This window comes from Paenochrobactrum pullorum, from assembly GCF_041929845.1.
In the GTDB taxonomy this organism is placed as follows: domain Bacteria; phylum Pseudomonadota; class Alphaproteobacteria; order Rhizobiales; family Rhizobiaceae; genus Paenochrobactrum; species Paenochrobactrum pullorum.
Genome location: NZ_JBHEEH010000001.1, coordinates 184,071 through 206,905 on the forward strand (window position 1 = coordinate 184,071; position 22,835 = coordinate 206,905).

The 22,835-nt window shown below is 50.3% G+C and carries 18 protein-coding genes; 14 read left to right on the forward strand and 4 right to left on the reverse strand.

Annotated elements, in window-relative coordinates:
• Positions 1-149 precede the first annotated feature (149 nt).
• Complete coding sequence (putA, locus tag JNC77_RS01020) at positions 150-3,812, forward strand: trifunctional transcriptional regulator/proline dehydrogenase/L-glutamate gamma-semialdehyde dehydrogenase (RefSeq protein ID WP_374828871.1); 3,663 nt, start codon at positions 150-152, stop codon at positions 3,810-3,812.
• Between the two features lie 144 nt (positions 3,813-3,956).
• On the opposite strand, the gene mntR is transcribed toward putA, so the two are convergent.
• The gene (gene mntR, locus JNC77_RS01025) at positions 3,957-4,409 is read right to left on the reverse strand and encodes a manganese-binding transcriptional regulator MntR (RefSeq protein WP_374828872.1); all 453 of its coding nucleotides are present in this window, start codon (positions 4,407-4,409) and stop codon (positions 3,957-3,959) included.
• Between the two features lie 93 nt (positions 4,410-4,502).
• A complete protein-coding gene (locus tag JNC77_RS01030; protein WP_374828873.1) occupies positions 4,503-5,807 on the reverse strand; it encodes an Nramp family divalent metal transporter in 1,305 nt (434 codons plus the stop codon).
• Positions 5,808-6,512: 705 nt separating this feature from the next.
• Between JNC77_RS01030 and JNC77_RS01035 the strand changes: the two genes are divergently transcribed.
• A complete protein-coding gene (locus JNC77_RS01035) occupies positions 6,513-6,659 on the forward strand; it encodes a DUF1127 domain-containing protein (RefSeq protein WP_184221475.1) in 147 nt (48 codons plus the stop codon).
• Between the two features lie 345 nt (positions 6,660-7,004).
• On the opposite strand, the gene JNC77_RS01040 is transcribed toward JNC77_RS01035, so the two are convergent.
• Entirely contained in the window at positions 7,005-8,333 is a 1,329-nt protein-coding gene (locus JNC77_RS01040; RefSeq protein WP_374828874.1) for an NAD(P)/FAD-dependent oxidoreductase, read from the reverse strand.
• Positions 8,334-8,629: 296 nt separating this feature from the next.
• Between JNC77_RS01040 and JNC77_RS01045 the strand changes: the two genes are divergently transcribed.
• The 12 genes from JNC77_RS01045 to cydX all read left to right on the forward strand — a co-directional run bounded on the left by JNC77_RS01045 (position 8,630) and on the right by cydX (position 21,919).
• Positions 8,630-11,557 (forward strand): monovalent cation/H+ antiporter subunit A, encoded by a 2,928-nt coding sequence (locus JNC77_RS01045; protein WP_374828875.1) that lies wholly within the window; start codon positions 8,630-8,632, stop codon positions 11,555-11,557.
• Positions 11,557-11,895 (forward strand): Na+/H+ antiporter subunit C, encoded by a 339-nt coding sequence (locus tag JNC77_RS01050; protein ID WP_374828876.1) that lies wholly within the window; start codon positions 11,557-11,559, stop codon positions 11,893-11,895. The genes JNC77_RS01045 and JNC77_RS01050 overlap by 1 nt, the downstream gene beginning before the upstream one ends.
• Positions 11,896-11,897: 2 nt before the next feature.
• Positions 11,898-13,556 (forward strand): monovalent cation/H+ antiporter subunit D, encoded by a 1,659-nt coding sequence (locus tag JNC77_RS01055; protein WP_374830390.1) that lies wholly within the window; start codon positions 11,898-11,900, stop codon positions 13,554-13,556.
• On the forward strand, positions 13,553-14,038 hold the full coding sequence (locus JNC77_RS01060) for a Na+/H+ antiporter subunit E (RefSeq protein WP_374828877.1): 486 nt from the start codon (positions 13,553-13,555) through the stop codon (positions 14,036-14,038). Before JNC77_RS01055 ends, JNC77_RS01060 begins: the two co-directional genes overlap by 4 nt.
• Complete coding sequence (locus tag JNC77_RS01065) at positions 14,035-14,316, forward strand: K+/H+ antiporter subunit F (RefSeq protein ID WP_374828878.1); 282 nt, start codon at positions 14,035-14,037, stop codon at positions 14,314-14,316. Before JNC77_RS01060 ends, JNC77_RS01065 begins: the two co-directional genes overlap by 4 nt.
• The gene (gene mnhG / locus JNC77_RS01070) at positions 14,313-14,666 is read left to right on the forward strand and encodes a monovalent cation/H(+) antiporter subunit G (RefSeq protein WP_374828879.1); all 354 of its coding nucleotides are present in this window, start codon (positions 14,313-14,315) and stop codon (positions 14,664-14,666) included. Before JNC77_RS01065 ends, mnhG begins: the two co-directional genes overlap by 4 nt.
• A gap of 182 nt (positions 14,667-14,848) precedes the next feature.
• Positions 14,849-15,439, forward strand: coding sequence for a GbsR/MarR family transcriptional regulator (locus JNC77_RS01075; RefSeq protein WP_374828880.1), 591 nt, complete (start codon positions 14,849-14,851; stop codon positions 15,437-15,439).
• Positions 15,417-17,189 (forward strand): thiol reductant ABC exporter subunit CydD, encoded by a 1,773-nt coding sequence (gene cydD, locus JNC77_RS01080; RefSeq protein ID WP_374828881.1) that lies wholly within the window; start codon positions 15,417-15,419, stop codon positions 17,187-17,189. Before JNC77_RS01075 ends, cydD begins: the two co-directional genes overlap by 23 nt.
• Positions 17,186-18,874, forward strand: a complete 1,689-nt coding sequence (gene cydC / locus JNC77_RS01085; protein ID WP_374828882.1) for a thiol reductant ABC exporter subunit CydC — start codon at positions 17,186-17,188, stop codon at positions 18,872-18,874. Before cydD ends, cydC begins: the two co-directional genes overlap by 4 nt.
• 87 nt (positions 18,875-18,961) lie before the next feature.
• A complete protein-coding gene (locus tag JNC77_RS01090; protein ID WP_374828883.1) occupies positions 18,962-20,539 on the forward strand; it encodes a cytochrome ubiquinol oxidase subunit I in 1,578 nt (525 codons plus the stop codon).
• A 17-nt stretch (positions 20,540-20,556) separates the two neighbouring features.
• Complete coding sequence (gene cydB / locus JNC77_RS01095) at positions 20,557-21,711, forward strand: cytochrome d ubiquinol oxidase subunit II (protein ID WP_374828884.1); 1,155 nt, start codon at positions 20,557-20,559, stop codon at positions 21,709-21,711.
• 49 nt (positions 21,712-21,760) lie between these two features.
• Positions 21,761-21,919 carry a cytochrome bd-I oxidase subunit CydX gene (gene cydX, locus JNC77_RS01100; RefSeq protein WP_343802304.1) on the forward strand — a complete coding sequence of 53 codons (159 nt, stop codon included), beginning with the start codon at positions 21,761-21,763 and terminating at the stop codon, positions 21,917-21,919.
• 40 nt (positions 21,920-21,959) lie between these two features.
• On the opposite strand, the gene JNC77_RS01105 is transcribed toward cydX, so the two are convergent.
• Positions 21,960-22,823, reverse strand: a complete 864-nt coding sequence (locus JNC77_RS01105) for a glucosamine kinase nucleotide-binding domain-containing protein (RefSeq protein WP_374828885.1) — start codon at positions 22,821-22,823, stop codon at positions 21,960-21,962.
• Positions 22,824-22,835 lie beyond the last annotated feature (12 nt).

A 22,835-nucleotide genomic window follows, 5' to 3' on the forward strand; every position in this document is an offset into this window, starting at 1 on the left:
ATAATAAGTTCAATTTGCCTAATTATAGCTGATAATAGGTGAGAAAGGAACTTATGGGAATGATATTCTTAAGACAAACAGACAAGCGGGTTCACGTTTTAAAAACGGACAGCGTCTGATATCATAACAGTCTCAAGGGTTCTTCTCTTATGTCTAACGATATTTTCTTTCGCTTTGATCCGGCGCTGAAAACGCAATCACCGCTGCGCCAAGCTATTACTGATGCAACGCGACGTCCTGAGGCTGAATGCGTGAGCATTTTGCTTGAAAAAGCCACTTTGCCGGAAGCTGAGCGCACAGCCATCCGCGAGACCGCCACCAAGCTTATCACCGCTTTGCGTGCCAAGCATAAAGGCACTGGTGTTGAAGGTCTGGTTCATGAATATTCGCTTTCCAGTCAGGAAGGTGTGGCGCTGATGTGTCTGGCAGAAGCATTGCTGCGTATTCCCGATACGGCAACGCGCGATGCGCTTATTCGTGACAAGATCGCCACCGGTGATTGGAAATCCCATATCGGTGGCGGACGTTCTTTGTTTGTGAATGCTGCGACTTGGGGTTTGGTGGTCACCGGTAAACTCACGGGCACCGTCAATGACCGTGGTTTGTCGGCCGCACTCACCCGTGTGATTGCGCGTTGCGGCGAACCTGTCGTGCGCCGCGGCGTTGATATGGCCATGCGGATGATGGGCGAACAATTCGTCACCGGTCAAACCATTGATGAAGCGGTCAAACGCGCCCGCGTGCTGGAGCAAAAAGGCTTTGGCTATTCTTATGATATGCTGGGCGAGGCTGCGACCACCGCCCAAGATGCCGAGCGCTATTATAAAGACTATGAAAATGCCATTCATGCGATTGGTAAAGCCTCTGCCGGACGCGGCATTTATGCAGGCCCCGGCATTTCCATCAAGCTGTCGGCTTTGCATCCGCGCTATTCGCGCGCGCAAACAACACGCGTGATGGACGAATTGCTGCCGAAGGTGAAAGCGCTGGCGGCAATTGCAAAATCCTACAATATCGGCCTCAATATTGATGCCGAAGAAGCAGATCGTTTGGAAATCTCGCTTGATTTGCTCGAAAGCCTTTGCCTTGATGAAGAGCTGAAAGGCTGGGAAGGGATCGGCTTTGTCGTGCAGGCCTATGGCAAGCGCTGCCCTTATGTGTTGGATTTCATCATTGATCTGGCTCGCCGCTCCAATCACCGTATCATGGTGCGTCTGGTTAAGGGTGCTTATTGGGATGCCGAAATCAAACGTGCACAAGTGGACGGCTTGGAAGATTTTCCAGTCTTCACCCGTAAAATCCACACCGACGTCTCTTATATTGCCTGTGCACAAAAACTGCTCAATGCACGCGATGTGATCTTCCCGCAATTTGCCACTCATAATGCGCAGACTTTGGCCACTATCTATCATTTAGCGGGGCAGGATTTTAAAATCGGCGATTATGAGTTCCAATGCCTGCATGGCATGGGCGAGCCGCTTTATGATGAAGTGGTTGGCGCACAGAATTTGAACCGCCCTGCCCGCATTTATGCGCCTGTCGGTACGCATGAAACATTGCTTGCCTACTTGGTGCGTCGTTTGCTGGAAAATGGCGCCAACTCCTCATTCGTCAACCGCATTGCCGATAAAGCTGTTTCGATTGATGAACTGACCGAAGATCCGGCAACGATTGTGCGCTCGATGCGCGAAATTGGTGCTCTGCACGATCAGATTGCATTGCCGAAAGATATTTTGGCGCCACGTAAAAACTCTGCCGGTCTTGATCTTTCCAATGAGAACACACTTGTTGCACTGCATGCAGACCTGTTGAAGTCGGCAGCCAAAGATTGGCAGGCCAAGCCGGTCTTAGGCTCATTGAGCGTTCAGGGCACACCGCGTGATGTACTTAATCCGGGCGATCACAGCGACAAAATCGGTACTGTTTTTGAAGTCAGTGAAAAAGATGCAGCCAAAGCTGTGCAATTGGCGGCAAAATCTGTAAAAGACTGGTCTGCAACACCTGCCGCGGAACGTGCTGCTTGTCTGGAGCGTGCAGCCGATAAAATGCAGGAAGAAATGCCGATACTTCTTGGCCTGATTGTGCGTGAAGCTGGTAAATCATTGCCGAATGCGATTGCGGAAGTGCGCGAAGCAATTGATTTCTTGCGTTACTATGCCGATCAGGCACGCCGCACCATTGGTGCAGCGCATCAATCTTTGGGTGCCGTTGTTTGCATCAGCCCGTGGAACTTCCCGCTGGCGATTTTCACCGGACAGGTTGTTGCAGCCCTTGTTGCAGGTAATGCCGTACTGGCAAAGCCTGCCGAAGAAACGCCACTGATCGCAGCCGAAGCTATTCGCCTGCTGCATGAGGCAGGTGTACCGGCGGATGTCTTGCACTTTGTGCCGGGTGATGGCCGCATTGGTGCAAGCCTTGTGGGGGCTGAAGATGTGTCTGGCGTGATGTTTACCGGTTCAACGGAAGTTGCCCGCCTCATTCAGGCGCAACTGGCAACACGCTTGCTGCCAAACGGCCGCCCTATTCCGCTGATTGCAGAAACCGGCGGCCAGAACGCGATGATCGTGGATTCTTCTGCACTCGCTGAACAGGTGGTGGCCGATGTGATTGCTTCGGCTTTTGATAGCGCCGGTCAGCGTTGTTCGGCTTTGCGCGTTCTTTGCTTGCAGGAAGATGTGGCAGATCGCATCCTCATTATGCTGAAAGGCGCATTGCAGGAATTGCAGATCGGTCGCACAGATCGTCTTGCAACTGACATCGGCCCCGTTATTACCGATGAGGCCAAGACGATCATCAACGCCCATATTGAAGCGATGCGCGGCCAAGGTCGTTTTGTCGAACAACTGCCGCTGCCGGAAGAAACTGCCAAAGGCACATATGTTGCACCAACCATAATTGAATTGCGTGAGTTGAGTGAGCTGAAGCGCGAAGTCTTCGGGCCTGTGCTGCATGTCATCCGCTATAAGCGCGATGATCTCGACCGGTTGATCGATGATATAAATGCCACCGGTTATGGGCTGACATTTGGTTTGCATACGCGTCTGGATGAAACCATCGCACATGTGACTGAGCGTATTCGGGTCGGCAATATCTATATCAACCGCAACGTGATTGGTGCGGTTGTGGGCGTGCAGCCTTTTGGCGGGCGCGGATTGTCCGGCACAGGGCCAAAAGCAGGCGGGCCACTTTATCTCGGTCGTTTGCTGCAAAAAGCACCGGTTCCGCCGCAATATGCGTCAGTTTATCGTGATGCAGGTGCAACCGAGTTCGCGCGTTGGCTTGGCTCCAAGGGTATGAACAGCCTTGCGGTTGCTGCCCGCGAAACCGTAGGTGCCGCAGCATTGGGGCTTCAAATTGAATTGCCGGGCCCCGTGGGTGAGCGCAATCTTTATGCACTTCATCCGCGTGGCACTATTTTATTGTTGCCGCAAACAGAAACTGGTCTTTATCGTCAGCTGACGGCAGTGCTTGCAACAGGCAATGATGCGGTGTTTGATGGTGCTTCACCATTGCGTGGCACTTTAAAAGATCTGCCAGCCTCATTGAATGCACGCATTCGCTGGGTGTCCGACTGGAAACAAAGCGGGTCTTATGCAGGTGCGCTGGTGGAAGGTGATGCTGAACAAGTAAGAGCCGCCAATCAGGCTATTGCCACCCTCTGCGGCCCGCTGGTGTTGACACAAGCTGCAAGCAGTGAAGAACTGGCCGTGCATGCCGATAGCTATTGCCTCAATTGGCTGATGGAGGAAGTATCCACATCCATCAACACCACTGCGGCAGGCGGGAATGCGAGCTTAATGGCGATCGGCTAATGAGATTTTAACCGTTTATCCCTGCAAGGCATGATTTGGTGTTTTGCGGGGATAAAGCCTGAAACCTCTGAGGAGATCGGTGTTGATGGCTCGGTTGTGAAAAACGTTCTTACACAACTTATCGCTCCCCCTCGAACATCTGTTTTAAGTATCGTTTAAAAACCGTTCAAAGGCTTTTAAAGTTTTCTCGCTGACGTGATGTTCCATTCCCTCGGCATCGCAACGCGCCGTGACGGGATCAACGCCAAGACGACACAGGAAGGCTTCGACGACTTCATGGCGGTGTTTACTTGCAACAGCCAGGCGATGACCTTCTTCCGTAAGAAAAATGCCGCGGTAAGGTCGCTGGATAATCAGGCCATCTTCCGCAAGACGTTTCAGCATTTTGGCAACGGTAGGTTGTTTGACTCCAAGACGTTTTGCAATATTGGTTTGACGCACCTCACCCGATTGTTCGCTCAGGTCGGCAATAAGCTCCACATAATCTTCCATCAATTCCGTACGTCGCGCATCACGGCTTTTTTGAAACGCCTCAGCATGCGTTTTGGCCTCCGTTGCGGATAGTCGGGTTTCATCCGAGGCAAGTTTTTTGGTCAACGCAATCACCTTCGCTGATGTCTGTCTCAGATTGGTTATCGCTATAATTGGTTCACTCCATTCATAACATATATCGCATTTATAAAAACCGCTTTATCCAAGTCCCGGTACTTTTAGGCCGAAGGTTTGCATAAGCAGAACGATATTGAGAAAAAGGATGATAATTGTTCCGGCAATTGCGGCAAAATCCGTAAGACGGCTATTGACAAAACGACCCATAATCACAGGGTTACGTGTAAACATGACGAGCGCGATCATCGGTATAGGCAGCGCAAAAGACAAAACGATCTGGCTATAAACCAGTGCATCGGTGGTATTTGCTCCCATAAGCACAACCACAAAGGCTGGAAGCATTGTAACCAGACGGCGTATCCAGATCGGAATATGAAAGCCGACAAAGCCTTGCATGATCATTTGACCAGCCATTGTGCCGACAACCGAAGAAGAAATGCCGGACGCCATCAAGGATATAAGAAAGACAGCAGCTGCGGCACCACCCAGTAAAGGCGTCAAAGTATGATAGGCAGTTTCGATTTCTGCAACTTCCGGATTACCTACGTGAAAAGCGGCCGAGGCCATAATGACCATTGCCATATTAACCGCCCCGGCAATGGACAGTGCTATCACACATTCCCAGTTGGAAAACCGCAAAATCTTCCGTCTGTCGGCATCGCTGCGTCGCTGTGCACGATGTTGGGTCAGACCTGAATGAAGATAGATCGCGTGCGGCATCACGGTTGCACCAATAATGCCGACGGAGATTGTTAATGCTGTTGTGTCGGGCATCGTCGGATTGATCATGCCCATGCCCGCCTGTGCCCAATTAACGGGCGCAATGAACATCTCGATGATGTAGCAAAGGCCGATGATAATTACGAGAGCACCTATGATCAGCTCCATCGGGCGAAATCCACGTCCATCGAAGAGGAGCAAGCCGTAAGTTACGACCGCCGTTACGGCCATGCCGCCCAGCAGCGGCATATGAAAAAGTAAGGACAGGCCGATAGCACCACCCAAAAACTCGGCCAGATCTGTCGCCATTGCTGCGATTTCACTGATGATCCACATTATGATGCGCACGGGTGACGAGAATTCAGCCTGACATAGTTCGGCAAGATTGCGGTTTGTTACGATACCGAGTTTGGCCGAGAGTGCTTGGAACAGCATCGCAATCAGATTGGCCATGAACACGACCCAAAGCAGAGAATAACCGTAGCCTGCCCCTGCTTGAATGTTTGTGGCGAAGTTGCCGGGATCCATATAAGCAATTGAAGCAATGATAGCAGGACCGGCAAACAGCAACATAGAGCGTAAGCTGGATCGTTGTCCGGCAAGCACTTCGCTGATTTGTACATTTGTTCTTTCTGAAAGCTTTGTCATTCGCACAGTGTCGGACATCAAGTTTCTCCAACTTAATGCCATTAATATAGCAAAGGCTATATTACCTACAATATGCAATAAATTGCAGGCTATGCATTGAATTTGGAATCTATGGAAAACTGTGGCGGAGCATTTCAGCGAATGAAGCCATGACGTCTAGGGTGAAGCTTGGCTCGGCAACAGGCAAAACTTATCTAGAGCGTGTCGCACTTAATCGTATCAACTGTGCTCGCTCTAGCGTTTTGTTTTTACGCATGTCTCCCAAAACCGGTGCCCACTTTTGGGAGACATGCTCTAGCGGTGCGGCCACGCTGAAAATACATCGATTTATTGTTTGGGTAAATGTGGCTTCGTTGATACGAAGATGCTGTTTGGCCTATGAAAGCCTGTTAGAATCCAGAAAATAGCGATTCAATAACTTTTATAAATAAAAATCTTTTTTTGGATGATTTTGTTGCGCGATTTATAAGTATAATTCACTTTTATTACTTTTAGATGATCCGGAAGATTAAGCTCTCGTTAATCTTTGAAAATCTCTCGCGAACATCTGATCCATTCTACATATGATTGTGAACTTATGAAGGCAGAACTGCGCCTTTGTGATGCTTTTCATGCTCTTTGGCGCAGGGTAGCTATGCAAATTTGTCTCTGCACATCTAAGACGCTTTCGCCTATATGTAGAGGGCAAGAGAGAACAACAACTTATTACTTAGGTGAAAAGAAATGAACCTTATCCGCTCATACAACAACTGGCGCCGTTACCGTAACACTGTAAACGAACTGAGCCGCCTTTCATCCCGCGAATTGAATGATCTTGGCATCCTGCCTTCAGACATTCCTTATGTAGCACGTAAGGCTGCAACCCGCTAACAACAGAATTACTGCTGAAGATCACAAGTATCTTCATGTTGTTCTGTTCATGTGGACTAAAATTCGGGCAGTGAAGTAGTATAGTAAAGCAATACGGCGTAATATACGAACCAGCTCAAACTCATATCACAGAAGACCCCTCCTCCTCCCCTTAAAGTCTTCTGTGGTTTAAGACCGGTCTCCCTCCTCCCAATTAGCCGGTCTTTCTATCAGACACCCGTTGCAGTCCTCCCCTGCGACGGGTGTTATTTTTTGCGCATTTTTACCCGATATAGTGTTGCTGTCTTAAAGGCACAAAAAAGCCTCGCATGAAAAGCACATACGGGGCATTGCAGCTGTCTGGACTTAGCCCCATTTTTCAATGGTGAGCTTGCTGCCGTCGGTAAATCTGGAAAAGCGGAATGGCGTCGGATCAACAATCGGTGTTGCGCCCGTCACCATATCGGCAATCAGATGCCCTGCTCCTGGCCCGATGCCGAAACCATGACCGGAAAAACCGGTTGCAATCGTCACGCCTTCCACATTTGCCGCTTCCGAGATCACTGGAATAACATCCGGCATGGTGTCGATGAGCCCTGCCCATTCCTGTTCAATGCGTGCAACTTTGAACTGTGGGAAAGCTTGTTTGACTTTCTCAAGTGCTTGAAGATTGGCTCGGCGGTGAGGGCTGGGATCAAGAGTGCGGATTTTCTCAAACACAGAAACCTGATCAAAGGGTTTGTTGCGCCACTGGATGAGCTCTTCAAAAAAGCGCTCGCCAAAACGCAAGTGCAATGTGCGCCATTCCATCAACAGGGTTGGCAGATATTCACGGAAAAACGCAAAACTATCGGGAATAATATCGGCAACCCCACCGCCCTCGGCTGCAATTGTGTAGCCACCATCAAGTCGTTTACGAATGCCGAAATCATTGTAATAAATGGCATGATCAATGCCCGCATCAAGTGGTTGGGTGCGAAAGACCGAGCCGCGCAATTTGAGCTGCGGCAGGCGCAGACCTAAACCTTTACAAATCAACCGTGACCATGCACCACCGGCAATCACCACTGCCTGACAGGCGACGACCCCGCGCTCTGTCACCACAGCACTGACTTTGCCATTAGTGGTTTCAATCCCTCTGACCGCGCAATTTTCCAATATGGTTGCACCATCTTGCATGGCCTTGACGGCCATGGCGGGCACAGCCTTTTGCGGCTCGGCACGGCCATCTCCTATGGTTTTCATGCCACCAACAAGGTTTTGTGTCAGGCCGGGTGCTGCATCCATTGCTTCACGCGCCGACAGGATTTTTGAATCAAGCCCATGCTCACGGGCAATTTCGACCCATTTTTCATAGGTTTCAATCTGCGCTTGGCTTTGTGTTGTATAAACAATTCCGGATGCGCGGAAGCCGGTTTCGTGTCCGGTTTTTTCATTCAGGTCGTTCCAGATTTTCATGCTTTCACGAATGAGCGGTATCTCGCGGCTGTCGCGTCCGTTTTGCCGGCACCAGCCCCAGTTACGGCTTGATTGCTCACATGCGAGCGTACCTTTTTCGAAAAGTGTGACATGAATACCGCGTTCTGCCAGAAAAAGTGCCGTACTGACCCCGATAATACCGCCGCCGATAATGGCTACATCGGTTTTTTGTGGTAAAGTCTGTGAGGTGACGATTTTATCAATAACGGGGCCCATAATTATTCCTTGACCGAGCTGGGATTAAGCGCAGTGCTTTGATGTTATTATAACAATTGCTGCCAAGCGTGGCTGAAATTTTAATCTCATGCAATCGCCATGCATACCAAAATCAAAATTTTTAGGCCAATATTGATCCCGCTATATGCATTTCGGATAAAGAATTTTCGTTAAACTATTGAAAGCGCTTGCCATAAAGCACTTACGCACTTCATAATATACACACCGGTTTTTTTGATTCCCCCCGATTTTGCCTAACGCATAAACTGATCGGATAATATGGAGGCGTAGAGCGCATGATGATGGACGGCAGCCTGTTATTCCTGCTTGTCCTGCTTCCATTTACCGGCAGTTTAATCATTGGACTTTTCCGCTCGGTTGATCGCACGTCGGCAACATGGATTACGGGTGGCGTTGCGCTTGGCGCATTTTTATTAACGCTGGCTCTTTATCCTTTTGTATTTAATGGACAAGTTTTACGTGCCAGCGTTGAATGGTTGCCTGATTACGGGCTGAACCTTTCTTTTCGCATGGATGGTTTTGCTTGGCTCTTTGCGGTTCTCATCACCGGAATCGGCTTCCTTGTCGTGGTTTATGCGCGCTATTATATGGCGCAAGAAGACCCGGTTCCGCGTTTTTTCTCGTTCTTTTTGGCCTTCATGGGCGCGATGCTGGGCGTGGTTCTATCCGGAAACCTCATTTTGCTTGCTGTGTTCTGGGAACTCACCAGTATCTTCTCGTTCCTGCTGATCGGCTATTGGTACCATAATGTCAGCGCCCGTGATGGCGCGCGTATGGCTTTGACGGTGACCGGTATTGGCGGATTTGCGCTGCTTGTTGGTGTGCTGCTGCTTGGTCATATGGTTGGCAGTTATGATCTGGATGTTGTGCTGGCGGCCGGCAATGTGGTGCGCACCCATCCGCTTTATGTGCCGGCTCTGGTGTTGATCCTGCTCGGCGCTTTCACCAAAAGCGCGCAATTTCCGTTTCACTTCTGGCTTCCGAATGCAATGGCTGCGCCAACGCCGGTTTCCGCATATCTGCATTCGGCCACCATGGTAAAGGCGGGCGTATTCTTACTTGCACGTTTTTGGCCGGTGCTGGCAGGCACTGAAGAATGGTTCTGGATTGTCGGCCTTGCCGGTATGACGACTTTGGTGATCGGCAGTTTCTTTGCGATGTTTCAGCAGGATCTCAAAGGTTTGCTGGCTTATTCGACCATCAGCAATCTCGGACTTATCACGGCACTTTTAAGTCTTGGCAGTCCGCTTGCAGCAGTGGCTGCGATTTTCCACATGGTCAATCATGCGATTTTCAAAGCGTCGCTGTTTATGGCGGCGGGTATTATCGACCATGAAACCGGTACGCGCGATATGCGTAAGCTCAGCGGTTTGTTCAGAGCAATGCCTTATACGGCGACACTTGCTATGGTGGCGAGTGCCGCGATGGCAGGTGTGCCGTTGCTCAATGGTTTCATCTCCAAGGAGATGTTCTTTGCCGAAGCGGTTGAAACCCATATGGACTCATGGTTTGACCGTTCAACGCCATATCTGGCGACCCTTGCCGGTATCTTCACGGTAGCCTATTCGGTGCGTTTTATCCATTCTGTCTTCTTTGGCCCTTCGCCGCACGATTTGCCGCACGAACCACATGAGCCGCCACATTGGATGCGTTTCCCGATCGAATTTTTGGTGGTGCTCTGCCTGTTAATCGGCATTATTCCAAGTCTTTCTATCGGCCCGTTCCTGCATTCGGCTGTGCTGTCGGTGCTCGGCAGTGATACACCTTATTATAGCCTCTCGGTATGGCATGGTTTCAACGTGCCGCTCTTGATGAGCTTCATCGCTATGATTGGTGGCTTCCTGCTTTATGCATTGTTGAAAAACTATTTCGAGACCAGTGAAGGCGGGCCGCCATTGCTGCGCAATGTCAAAGCGCAACGTATTTTCGAGCGGGTGCTGGTCACTGTTTCATGGAAATGGGCGCGTAGCATTGAAAGTCGTTTCATCTCGCGTCACTTGCAAACACAATTGCGCATTGTGGTGCTGATTGCCATGCTGGCGGCAGCGTGGCCGATTTACAAGGTCGGCATTGGTGTTGGCCAAATGGGCACGCAGCCGGTTGATTTGATCTTTGCGCTTTTATGGGTCATTGGCGGCATTTGTGCCATCGGTTCGGCTTATCTGGCAAAATTCCATCGCTTAGCCGCGCTTATTTTGCTCGGCGGGGCAGGGCTTGTCACCTGTATCACTTTTGTGTGGTTCTCGGCGCCTGATCTGGCGGTGACGCAGCTGGTGGTGGAAATTGTCACCACAGTGCTTATTCTGTTGGGGCTGCGTTGGCTGCCGAAACGCTGGGAAGATCCGGATCCGTTTCCCGTGCCGTTCGGTGCACGTATGCGCCGCTATCGTGACGTGATTATTGCTGCCATCGGTGGTGTTGGCATGACCATCATCGCTTATGCAGTAATGACACGTCCGGCACAAAGAGGCATCGGCGATTATTTCTTGGAAAACGCCTATACAGGTGGCGGCGGTAAAAACGTCGTCAACGTTATTTTGGTTGATTTCCGCGGCTTTGATACGCTGGGTGAGATTGCGGTGCTGGGCATTGTCGGTTTGACGGTCTTTGCGCTGTTGCGCCGTTTCCGTCCGGCAGCTGACAGTGCAGGTTCCACGCCACAGCAGAAAATTCAGGATGCTTATGACGAGGCGGCACCGGATCGTAACAGCGGTGATACTTTGCAGGATTATCTGGCGGTGCCGTCGGTTATCATGCAGTGGTTATTTCCGGTCATTATCGTTTTTGCGGTTCATTTGTTCATGCGCGGACATGATGCACCGGGCGGTGGATTTGCGGCCGGTATTGCACTGGCGATTGCGTTTATCTTGCAATATCTGGCAGCTGGCACGCGCTGGGTGGAAGACCACTTACGTATTCTGCCGCTTAAATGGATCGGTCTTGGTTTGTTGATAGCGGTTGCGACAGGGGCAGGGGCCTGGGTTTTCGGTTATCCGTTCCTCACCTCTTATTTCCAATATGTGGATCTGCCATATATCGGCAAAATGCCGCTTGCCAGTGCGCTTGGCTTTGACCTTGGGGTGTTCTCATTGGTTGTTGGTGCAACGGTATTGGTGCTGATTGCATTGGCGCACCAATCGATCCGTCGTCATCGCGTTGAAAAAAATACGGGTGCGAACCCGGCGGCTAAGGAGGCAAACTGATGGAGATTGTACTCTCGTTAGCCATTGGCATTCTGACAGCATCCGGTATCTGGCTGATTTTACGTCCGCGTACATTTCAGGTGATTATCGGGCTGTCGCTGATTTCTTATGCGGTTAATTTGTTTATCTTCAGTATGGGGCGGTTGCGCAGCAATGCAGCACCGGTGTTGGAGGATGGTCATAATGTTGTCTCCGGTCTTTACGCCGATCCGGTACCGCAAGCATTGGTTCTGACCGCTATTGTGATCGGCTTTGCGATGACGGCGCTCTTTCTTGTCGTTCTTCTGGCCTCACGTGGTCTGACCGGCACTGACCATGTAGACGGACGGGAGAATTGATGATGGATTGGACCCATCACCTGATCATTCTTCCTATTTTGCTGCCTTTGACGACAGCGGCCTTGTTGCTGATGTTTGATGAGCGTCGCCGGAAGTTGAAATCTGCTATCAGTCTGGCTGCAACGGTCTTATTATTAGTGCTGACAATCACTTTGATGGTCAGGGCTGAAAATATCGCACCTGTGGCTGAAGTTTATTTACTTGGCAACTGGGCTGCACCCTTTGGCATTGTGCTGGTACTGGATAGGCTATCAGCACTGATGATGGTGCTTGGAGCAGTACTTGGTATTGCAGCACTTATTTATTCAGTGGCGCGCTGGCATAAAGCGGGCCCGCATTTCCACACTTTGTTCCAGCTGTTATTGATGGGTATCAATGGCGCATTTCTGACCGGTGACCTCTTTAATCTCTTTGTTTTTTTTGAGGTGATGCTGGCAGCTTCCTATGGTTTGGTGCTGCATGGTACCGGCGTTATGCGCGTTAAGGCCGGTCTTCATTATATTGCAGTCAATCTGGTGGCATCATCCCTGTTTTTGATTGGTGTCAGTCTGATTTATAGTGTGACCGGATCGCTTAATATGGCTGATCTGGCGGTGCTGATTCCCGATGTTCCGGCAGAAGATCGCATGCTTTTAGAGGCAGGTGGCGCGGTGCTCGGCATTGCTTTCCTGATCAAAGCCGGTATGTGGCCGCTCAATTTCTGGCTGCCTGCCACATATACTGCCGCTGCGGCGCCTGTCGGGGCGATCTTTGCGATTTTAAGTAAGGTCGGCATTTATGTGTTGTTGCGTCTGTCACCATTGTTCTTTGGAGTGAGTGCCGGCATGTCGTCGGGCTTTGGAGATGACGGCATTTATTATGGCGGTATGCTGACTATTGCTTTCGGGCTTATCGGTGTGGTTGCCTCGCAGGCTTTTGGACGCTTGGCTGGTTATAGTATTCTGGTGTCCTCTGGCACGCTTTTGGCGGCAATCGGCAGCGGCAATACTGCCATGACCGGCGGCGCACTGTTTTATATGGTTTCTTCCACTTTAACGATTGCGGCTTTCTTCCTGCTGATTGAACTGATCGAGCGCGGACAGGATGCGGCGGCCAATGTGTTGGCGGTCACTATTGAAGCCTATGGTGACGAAGAGGAAGAAGAAGAGGAAGATGAGGTTGGCATCGTTCTGCCGGGCACTTTGGCGATTTTAGGCGGCTGTTTTGCTGTGATCGCTATTTTGCTGATCGGCTTACCGCCATTTTCAGGCTTTATCGCCAAATTTGTGTTGCTGACTGCTGTACTTAACCCTGAAACCTCCGATCCGGCGATTACGGATGGTTTGCCATGGCATAGCTGGGTGTTGATGGCGCTGATTGTATTATCGGGTCTTTCTGCACTTATTGCCATGACCCGTAGTGGTATCCGTACCTTCTGGGCATCAATGGAGGGACGTGTACCGCGGGTGCTTGTGATTGAAGTTGTGCCGATTGCCGGTCTGTTGTTTATTTGTCTGGCGCTGACGATTCTGGCAGGTCCTGCCATGAATTACATGAATAAAACGGCTGCCGGATTGCATGACCCTTCGCAATATATCAACAGCGTTTTACAGACACCGCGGGTGGTTAAAGAGGGAGCATTATCAGTTCTGCCCCTGAAACAAGAGGGTGGTGCACAATGAGGTGGATTTTCCCTTATCCGATTTTGTTTGCAGCGCTTTTGCTCTTTTGGTTGTTGTTGAATGACTTCACACTTGGCGCACTGATCTTTGGCTCAATCGTTGCATTTGTTGCGTGTCATGCCATGACGGCGCTGGTACCGCAAAAGCCTAAAATTCGTTCATACCGGCTCATTCTGGTGCTTGTCTGGCGTGTGTCGCTGGATATTTTGCAATCCAATATTGCTGTGACAAAAATTATCCTGTCGCGCCATGATCGTGGTCGTCGTGCGGGGTTTGTGGCAATTCCCTTGCAATTAACCGACCGGATGGGCTTAGCTATTCTGGCTTGTATCATTACCGCGACACCGGGAACTGCATGGGTGGATTATCACGCAGCCAACGGCGAATTACTGATCCATGTGCTGGATCTTAAAGATGCGCAGGAATGGAGAGATTCCATCAAGCAGCGCTATGAAGAACTGTTACTGGAGATTTTTGCATGAGTGCAGCCCTCTTGTTCTGGTCATTGATGGCCTCGCAGTTCATGCTGGTGGCAGCAATGCTTTGCGCGCTTTATCGCTTGGTGACAGGCCCCAGAGCGCAAGACCGTGTATTGGCGATGGATGCGCTTTATGTCTGTGCCATGCTCCTCCTTGTGACCTTCGGTATTCGTACCGGCACCAATATTTATTTTGAAGCCGCCTTGACCATTGCCTTACTCGGATTTGTTTCCACAGTGGCTATGGCGAAGTTCCTGATGCGCGGTGAGGTCATCGAATGACAAACGCAGCCGATCTGCCGCTATGGGCAGCCATTTTAGTTTCATTGCTTTTATTGCTTGGTTCCGCTCTGACACTGATCGGTACTATAGGCATGGTGCGTTTTAAGAGTTTTTATGAGCGCATTCATGCGCCTACATTGGGCACAACCTGTGGAGCAGGGGGGATTTTAATCGCTTCTGTGCTCTTTTTTTCCATTCTGGAAAGCCGGCTGATCATTCATGAAATTTTGATAACAGCATTTGTAATTGTGACCACACCTGTGACATTGTTATTATTATCGCGGGCGGTCATTCATCGTGACAGAACCGACGATAGCCGGCAATTACCTGATCCTTCCGATAAAGAATAAGCCACTTGAAATAGAATAATCGGAAGAAAAGGGGGGAAACTGACGCCTGAGGGGGCCGAAGTTGCTGCGACCTATTGTCCGGTTGTTCAATGTTGTTGTCTGTAACGGTTGTTGAACCGTTCAGATTGCGTTATCTGAATTTCAGTAATTTCTGAAAATTCAGAATTTACGGGAGAAATATTTTGGAATTAACGCCTATTATACAATCCTTCGTGCTGCATTTTGGCGAGATGGGTAGCCGGTGGGGTATCAACCGCACCGTCGGGCAGATTTATGCATTGCTCTATGTATCTGCCAAGCCTTTGTGTGCAGATGAAATTGTGGAAGCATTGGGTGTTTCACGCTCGAATGTTTCTATGGGAATTCGCGAATTGCAGGGCTGGAATTTGGTGCTCTTGCGCCATATCCCGGGTGACAGAAGAGACTTTTTCACCACCCCTGATGATGTTTGGCAAATTTTACGCACCCTCGCCGAGGAGCGTAAGAAACGTGAAATTGATCCGACACTGAGCGTGTTGCGTGAAATTTTGATGGAGCAGCCGTCTGAAGAAAACGACCGTTTTGCCCAAAGCCGTATGCAAGATATGTACGGTCTGATCGAGCAACTGACCAATTGGTATGATGATGTCAAAAAGCTCGAAACAGAGCGTTTGATGACCCTGTTGGCTCTTGGTGCAAAAGTGACCCGTTTCCTGGAAACAAAAGACAAAATTGTTTCGCTTGGACGCGGCCGCTCGGCAGCAAAGAAAGATGTTAATAAGAGTGATCCATAAGGACAAAGACAACAGGCCTGACAGTGAGGCGGATTTAGTCGTGTTGGAAGCGGCAAAAAAACCGCGCAAAGCGCGCCGTCCGCGTCGCGCCCAGCCACCTTTGCTCAAAAAGGGTGGTTGGCTTCAGGTTTTCGCATCTTTGTTCTGGATACCTCAGGCTGCACTGCTGGCCTATGCGGTGGGGCTGATTGCCAATAACCAGTTTGACAACCGCATTTATTGGCTGGCAGCTGGTATTTTACTGCTTGGTACATTGCGCGCTTTACTGGATGCTGCGGGTGGACGCATGGCGTATCGGGCGGCTCGTGAAGCTTTAACGCAAATGCGTGGTCACGCCTTGCAGTCTTTAAGCGCCCGTTCTCCGCTTGATGCCAGTCGTCCTGCTTCGGGTGAGTCTGCAAGCATTTTGGCAGAACAGGCCGAAATGATGGTACCATATCTCTCGCGCTTTGTGCCGATCCGTCAAAAAGTGATGATTGTGCCTTTTGTGATCCTTGGCGTTGTGCTGTGGTATTCATGGACATCGGCATTGATCTTGTTGATTGCCGCACCGCTTATCCCGCTTTTTATGGCCTTGATTGGTATGCGTGCACAAAAAGCCAGTGAAGAACAGCTGGTGGAAATGGGCAGCATGAACGGTTTTCTGCTGGATCGTTTGCGCGGTCTGGCAACAATCCGCAGTTTTGGTGCGGTCGATCAAACGGCTTTGCGTTTGCGTGACAATGCCGAAACACTGCGTAAAAAAACCATGGTGGTTTTGCGCATCGCTTTTTTATCCTCAGCTGTTTTGGAACTATTTTCTGCGCTTGGCGTAGCAATGGTCGCAGTTTATATCGGCTTTCACCTGCTGGGGCCGCTTAATTTCGGCGCATGGGGTGGTAAGCTTGTTTTAAGCGAAGCTTTGTTTGTGCTGCTGCTGGCGCCAGCTTTTTTTGAGCCGCTGCGTGAATTATCAAATGCGTGGCATGATCGGGCCAGTGGTGAAGCTGCCATTGACGCATTGGAAAATTTAAGTGTTCATCAGGCTCCCATCGTCGGGGCAGGGCAGAAGTGTAACCATCAATTCAAACCGCAAGGCACATCCATTACGCTCAATGCCATTACCTATAGCTATCAGGCAGAGCGCAAAGTTCTGGAAGATTTTAATCTTGCCGTACAGGCTGGTGAAAAAGTGGCTATTCTTGCACCAAGCGGAATGGGGAAATCCACGATCCTGGCACTGATTGCCGGTTTAATTCGCCCGCAAGCAGGCTGTGTAGAAATCGGCGGGCAGGTTTTAACTGATGAAAATGCTGCCGCACTACGTCGGCAAATGGTATGGGTCGGGCAAAAGCCACATATTTTTGCAGGTTCTGTCCGTTCTAATATCAGTCTGCATCGCGATCATATTGATCAAACCCATATGGATGGTGCCTTGCAAACAATGGCTTTGTCGGACGTTGCCAATGTGATGAACAATCACATGCTTGGTGAAGGCGGCATCGGTTTGTCGGGTGGTGAGGCTTTGCGTCTGGCTTTGGCGCGTGCTGCAGTTGATCCGGATGCGGCGATCATTCTGGCCGATGAGCCGACGGCGCATCTCGACCGTGAAACGGCAATACAGATCACTCAAAGCTTGCTTGCCTTAGCCAAGGGTAAAACGCTCTTGGTGGCTACCCATGATGAAGCTTTGGCTTGTCATATGGATTACGTTATCCGGCTTGATGATGATCAATCACTATATACAGAAGTCAGGAGGGCGGCAGAATGAACGGCCTTCGCGCGTTGCGTCCGGTTTTGACGCTTTATTTCCGTGAGAAAAAATGGCTGCTCTTTGCTGGTATGGTTCTGGCCGGCGTTACAGTGCTGGCAGGTATTTTACTGCTGGGGCTTTCCGGCTGGTTTATTACGGCGACGGCCATCGCCGGTTTATCAGTTGCCACTGCTGTTGTGTTTGATGTTTTTGCGCCAGCCGCCGGTATTCGTTTTTTAGCGATTTTGCGCACCGGCTCGCGTTATCTTGAACGGTTGGTGACGCATGATGCAATGCTGGCCGTGCTGGCATCTTTGCGCGAAAAACTATTTCGTTCATGGGCAAAGCCGCAGGCCGCGCATGATTTATTGCGCCGTCCCGCCAAGCTTTTGTTTCGGTTGACGGCCGATATTGATGCGCTGGATTCACTATACCTGCGTGTGCTGGTGCCCGCCGGTGCCGCCATTGCCACGGCTCTTGTGTGCATTGTCGCTCTCGGGCTTGTCAATCTTTGGCTCGGTTTGGTGGTTGGCAGTGCATTGCTCATCATCGGGCTTGGTTTACCGCTGATCATTGCTTTGCAGGCACGCAAGTCAATGCGTAAACGTGCCAAAGCCACGGAGGCTTTGCGGGCGCGCACCATTGATATGGTGGCAGGTCAAGTGGAATTGATCATGGCAGGCCGCATGGAGGCGCAAGCCAAAGCTGTGCAATATGCCGATGAGCATCTGGCCAAAGCGGATGACAAGATCAACCGTCTTGATGTGATGGCGGGTGCAGGTTTTGGCATTGCTTCGGCTGCGATGCTGGCAGGGTCTTTGGTGGCTGTTTCCGCGATTGCGCAAAACGGAAATATCAGTGCGCCCTTGGCTGTTTTTGTGCTGTTGGTGGTATTGTCTGCTTTTGAACCTTTTGCCGCATTGCGCCGTGGCGCGATGGAATTGACACGTACGATTTTGGCCGCACAGCGGGTAAATCCTAATCTGGTCAATAATATGCCGGATTTTCAAAAGCCGCAGCCGCCTCAACATGGTCAGGCAGTTATTTTTGAGCATGTGTGCGCGCGTTATGACGGCGCAACAACAGATGCGCTGTATGATGTGAATTTTTCATTGGCTCGACAAGAAAAAGTGGCCGTTATTGGTGCAAGTGGTGCGGGTAAATCTAGTTTGCTCGCCTTGATTGCGGGCGAATTGCAGCCGCGAAGCGGGCAGGTTTCAGCGCTGCCTGCAACATTGCTTACACAGAAAACAGAGCTTTTTCAGGATAGCTTGCGCGATAATCTGCTTTTGGCAAACCGCGAAGCCAGTGATGAAACCTTAATCAAAGCTTTGCAAGATGCAGGTTTGGGCGAAGTTTTGGCAGAAATGGAAGAGGGGCTTTCCTCACCTTTAGGCGAGGGGGGCATGGGGCTTTCAGGTGGGCAGCAGAGACGGCTGGCTTTGGCACGTCTTTTCCTGCATGATACACCTGTTTGGTTGTTGGATGAGCCGAGAGAAGGGCTGGATGAACAAACCGGTCAGGATGTTCTGCAAAGTCTGGCAGCCATGGGGGCAGCACGTAGTTTTATTATTGTGACACATGTGAAGCGGGAGGCCATGCTCGCTGACAGACTGCTTGTTATGAAGCATGGGCGCATCGTTGAAAATGTGACACGTCAGGATCAGCGTTTTGAAACGCTGATGGATGGACTTCGTGCGTAAAAATATTGGGTTCTAAAAGGGTAAAAACTGTTCCAGGGGGTGTGTTTCACCCCGCTTTAAAGAGGGCCGGTTTTCCGGTGTAAATAGATGGAATTTGATATCGTCTCCCTGTCAAGATTGCAGTTTGCAATCACGGCTTTATATCATTTCTTATTTGTACCCCTCACTTTGGGGCTTTCTGTCATTCTGGCAATTATGGAGACCGTTTATGTGATGACCGGTCGCCTTGTCTGGCGTCAGATGACAAAGTTCTGGGGTACATTATTCGGCATCAACTTTGTCATGGGTGTGGCAACAGGGATTGTGATGGAGTTTCAGTTCGGGATGAACTGGAGCTATTACAGTCATTATGTCGGCGATATTTTTGGGGCACCGCTCGCCATTGAAGGTCTGATGGCTTTCTTTCTGGAAGCGACATTTGTCGGCCTGTTCTTTTTTGGTTGGGACAAGCTTTCCAAAGTCGGCCATTTGATGGTCACTTATTTGGTGGCCGCCGGTTCCAACATGTCGGCATTGTGGATATTGATCGCCAACGGCTGGATGCAAAATCCGGTTGGTTCTGCCTTCAATCCTCAGACCATGCGTATGGAGGTTACCGACTTCTTCGCAGTGCTGTTTAATCCGGTGGCGCAGGCGAAATTTGTCCACACTGTTTCGGCAGGCTATGTGACGGCTTCCATCTTCGTGCTGGGTGTTTCGGCGTGGTATCTCTTAAAAGGCCGCTCCACCGAGCTTGCCAAGCGTTCTATGACCATTGCTGCCTCTTTTGGTTTGGCAGCTTCGCTTTCGGTTGTGGTATTGGGTGACGAGAGTGGTTATCTTTCTTCCGAACATCAAAAAATGAAGCTTGCAGCGATTGAAGCTGCATGGGACACAGAACCGCCTCCGGCATCCTTTACCGCTTTTGGTTTTCCCGATCAGGAAGCCCGTGAAACCCATTATGCCGTGCATATTCCATGGGTGATGGGGCTGATTGGTACCCGTTCGCTGGATACGCCAATTCCGGGTATCAGTGAGCTTGTGGAAAACAATGCCACTTATATCCGCAATGGCATTAAAGCCTATGATGCGCTCGAGCAAATACGAGAAGCCGGCCCAAAGGGGCAGGTGTCGGAAGAAATGCAGGCGCAGTTTGAAGATAACGGCCAATGGCTTGGTTATGCATTGCTTTTGAAGCGGTATCTGGATGATCCGCGTCAGGCAACCGATGAGCAGATCCTCAAAGCCGCTAATGATACTGTGCCGCGCGTATTGCCACTGTTCTGGTCATTCCGCATCATGGTTGGCTTGGGCTTCTTCTTTATTCTGCTGACCGGTACATTCTTCTATCTTTCCAGCAGACGTGCACTTGATCAACATCGCTGGTTGTTGAAAGTGGCAGTTTTCTCCATTCCATTACCGTGGATTGCTGCGGAAATGGGCTGGATTGTTGCAGAATTCGGTCGCCAGCCATGGATCATTGAAGGTGTATTGCCGACAGCGCTGGCAGTTTCGCATCTGGGCGCTGCCAGTCTGTTGATTACAATCGCAGGCTTTGTGGCGATCTATACAGTTCTGTTCATTATCGAAATGGGTCTGATGCTGCGTGCGATCAAAGATGGCCCTGCTCCCGACAGTAATCCTGAAGCCTTGCTGGCGCCCGCCAGTATTGTGCCAGCCGAATAAGGAGGCTGTGTATCGATATGATCTTAAGTCAAATGATTGATTATGAAACCTTACGGCTGATCTGGTGGGTTCTGCTGGGTGTCTTGCTGATCGGCTTTGCCGCTATGGACGGCTTTGATCTCGGCGTTGGCACTTTGCTGCCGTTTGTCGCCAAAAGCGATGTTGAACGCCGCGTTGTTATCAACACGATAGGCCCTGTTTGGGAAGGCAACCAGGTTTGGCTCATCCTTGGTGGTGGTGCTATTTTTGCTGCCTGGCCGCCGCTTTATGCTGTGTCCTTCTCCGGCTTTTATCTGGCGATGTTCATCATCTTGTTTGCGCTTATTTTACGTCCTGTCGGTTTTAAATTTCGCAGCAAAAAACAAAGCCCGCAATGGCGCAATGGCTGGGACTGGGCATTGTTCATTGGTGGTTTTGTACCGGCACTGATTTTCGGTGTGGCGGTTGGCAATGTGCTTCAGGGCGTGCCGTTCCGCTTTAGCGATCATTTGCAGATTTTCTACGAAGGTAATCTGTTTGGTCTGCTCAATCCGTTTGCACTTCTGTGCGGATTATTGTCGGTTGCGATGCTCACCATGCATGGTGCTGCATGGCTGGTGCTGAAAACCACCGGTGATATTGCAAAACGCGCCAAAAGCTTTGGCAGTATTGCAGCCTTGTTGACAATTGTCTTCTATGTGCTGGCCGGTATCTGGATGTGGTACGGCATTGCCGGTTATCGCATCACCAGTGATATTGTCACAGATGGCCCGTCCAATCCGCTGTTTAAAACGGCAGTGGTGGAACATGGTGCATGGTTTACCAATTTCAGCAATTATCCGATTTTGCTGATTGCACCGGCTTTGGGTATTTTGGGTGCGTTGTCTGTACTGGTAGCTTTGCGTGCTGGTCGTGAACTGATGCCGCTTTTGATGGGTAAATTGTCGATCTTCGGCATTATCTCATCCGTGGGTGTGGCGATGTTCCCGTTCATTCTGCCGTCTTCTCTTGATCCGAATGCCAGCCTTACGGTTTGGGATTCATCTTCCAGCCAGATGACCTTGTTTAACATGCTGGTTGTGACGGCAATTTTCTTACCTTTGATCCTTTTCTACACATCTTGGGTTTACAAGGTGCTGTGGGGCAAGGTCGACAAGAAGATGATCGAAGACGATAACAGCCACGCATATTAAGATTGCAGGCAGAACGGCATGGCTGTTCTGCCGATCAGGAGAAATGAAAATGTGGTATTTTTCATGGTTTTTAGGATTACCTCTTGCCGCAGCTTTCGCTGTGCTCAATGCAATGTGGTATGAATTGATGGATGATAAAGAGCGCAAACGCATCAAGGAAGATCCGACCCTTGAGCTGGCGCGCCAAGGCAACAAGCCGCAGCATTAAACTGGAATGAGGTGGCAGATTGTTCTGCTACCTTTTTTCTTTAAAGGGATTTTTTAAGCGCTAATTGCAAGGCACCATCAAGAGCTTCGGCTTGAGGTGTTACAATCAAAGCCTGCTGTTCGACAGGCAGATATTTTTTATAAAGGGGTGCAAGTCCACCCAGCATGCTGATTTGAGTGGTGCCTTCCGCGATCAACACCCGCAAAGTTTGTGCAATATCAGCGGCTGCTTGTTCAATCACTTTCAGCGCTACCTGATCGCCCTGATCGGCATGGATAAAAATATCCGGTGCAAAAGCGGCATAGGCGCTTGGTCGTGCAGTTTTAGCAAACTCCACCAATTGTGCCGGTTCATGGCCAAATTGCGCCATAACATGCTCTGTCAGCGGGCTGGCAGGAATAATGCAGTCATAGCTGAGGAGAACCTCTTGCAACAGGCTGCGGCCTAGTCTTGCGCCACTGCCCAGATCAGAAAGCTGAAAGCCCCAGCCACCGCGCCAGCTGATATTCTCACCTATGCGCGTGACATAGGCGCTTCCTGTTCCAAGGATGATCACAGTGCCGTCTTCGTCACCAAGCGCGCCCTGAAGCGCAATCAGACCGTCTGAAACGATCTCTGAATGGGCAAAAGGCATTTGGCTGAGAATAGCATCACGCGCATTGGCAATATTGGCGCCTGCAAGGCCAAGAATGGCCGCGCTTTGTGCATAGAGGCTGGTGTCGAGTGCAGCCATATCAAACGCTTTGTGGACGGCTTCCAGAATATGTTTTGTGGATTGTTCAGGGTCGGTAACAATATTGGCCGCACCGCTGGTACCGCGGCCTAAAATTGTACCGCTTTTATCTGCGACCACGGCTCGTGATCCGGTACCGCCGCCGTCAATGCCGATGAAAAATTGTGACATGGCGCCAAAACC

What these genes read in the sequence shown, in the direction of transcription:
- putA (WP_374828871.1), top strand. Translation starts at nt 150, where the DNA reads ATGTCTAACGATATTTTCTTTCGCTTTGATCCGGCGCTGAAAACGCAA.
- JNC77_RS01030 (WP_374828873.1), bottom strand. Translation starts at nt 5,807, where the DNA reads ATGTCCGACACTGTGCGAATGACAAAGCTTTCAGAAAGAACAAATGTA.
- JNC77_RS01035 (WP_184221475.1), top strand. Translation starts at nt 6,513, where the DNA reads ATGAACCTTATCCGCTCATACAACAACTGGCGCCGTTACCGTAACACT.
- JNC77_RS01040 (WP_374828874.1), bottom strand. Translation starts at nt 8,333, where the DNA reads ATGGGCCCCGTTATTGATAAAATCGTCACCTCACAGACTTTACCACAA.
- JNC77_RS01045 (WP_374828875.1), top strand. Translation starts at nt 8,630, where the DNA reads ATGATGATGGACGGCAGCCTGTTATTCCTGCTTGTCCTGCTTCCATTT.
- JNC77_RS01050 (WP_374828876.1), top strand. Translation starts at nt 11,557, where the DNA reads ATGGAGATTGTACTCTCGTTAGCCATTGGCATTCTGACAGCATCCGGT.
- JNC77_RS01055 (WP_374830390.1), top strand. Translation starts at nt 11,898, where the DNA reads ATGGATTGGACCCATCACCTGATCATTCTTCCTATTTTGCTGCCTTTG.
- JNC77_RS01060 (WP_374828877.1), top strand. Translation starts at nt 13,553, where the DNA reads ATGAGGTGGATTTTCCCTTATCCGATTTTGTTTGCAGCGCTTTTGCTC.
- JNC77_RS01065 (WP_374828878.1), top strand. Translation starts at nt 14,035, where the DNA reads ATGAGTGCAGCCCTCTTGTTCTGGTCATTGATGGCCTCGCAGTTCATG.
- mnhG (WP_374828879.1), top strand. Translation starts at nt 14,313, where the DNA reads ATGACAAACGCAGCCGATCTGCCGCTATGGGCAGCCATTTTAGTTTCA.
- cydD (WP_374828881.1), top strand. Translation starts at nt 15,417, where the DNA reads ATGTTAATAAGAGTGATCCATAAGGACAAAGACAACAGGCCTGACAGT.
- cydC (WP_374828882.1), top strand. Translation starts at nt 17,186, where the DNA reads ATGAACGGCCTTCGCGCGTTGCGTCCGGTTTTGACGCTTTATTTCCGT.
- JNC77_RS01090 (WP_374828883.1), top strand. Translation starts at nt 18,962, where the DNA reads ATGGAATTTGATATCGTCTCCCTGTCAAGATTGCAGTTTGCAATCACG.
- cydB (WP_374828884.1), top strand. Translation starts at nt 20,557, where the DNA reads ATGATCTTAAGTCAAATGATTGATTATGAAACCTTACGGCTGATCTGG.
- cydX (WP_343802304.1), top strand. Translation starts at nt 21,761, where the DNA reads ATGTGGTATTTTTCATGGTTTTTAGGATTACCTCTTGCCGCAGCTTTC.
- JNC77_RS01105 (WP_374828885.1), bottom strand. Translation starts at nt 22,823, where the DNA reads ATGTCACAATTTTTCATCGGCATTGACGGCGGCGGTACCGGATCACGA.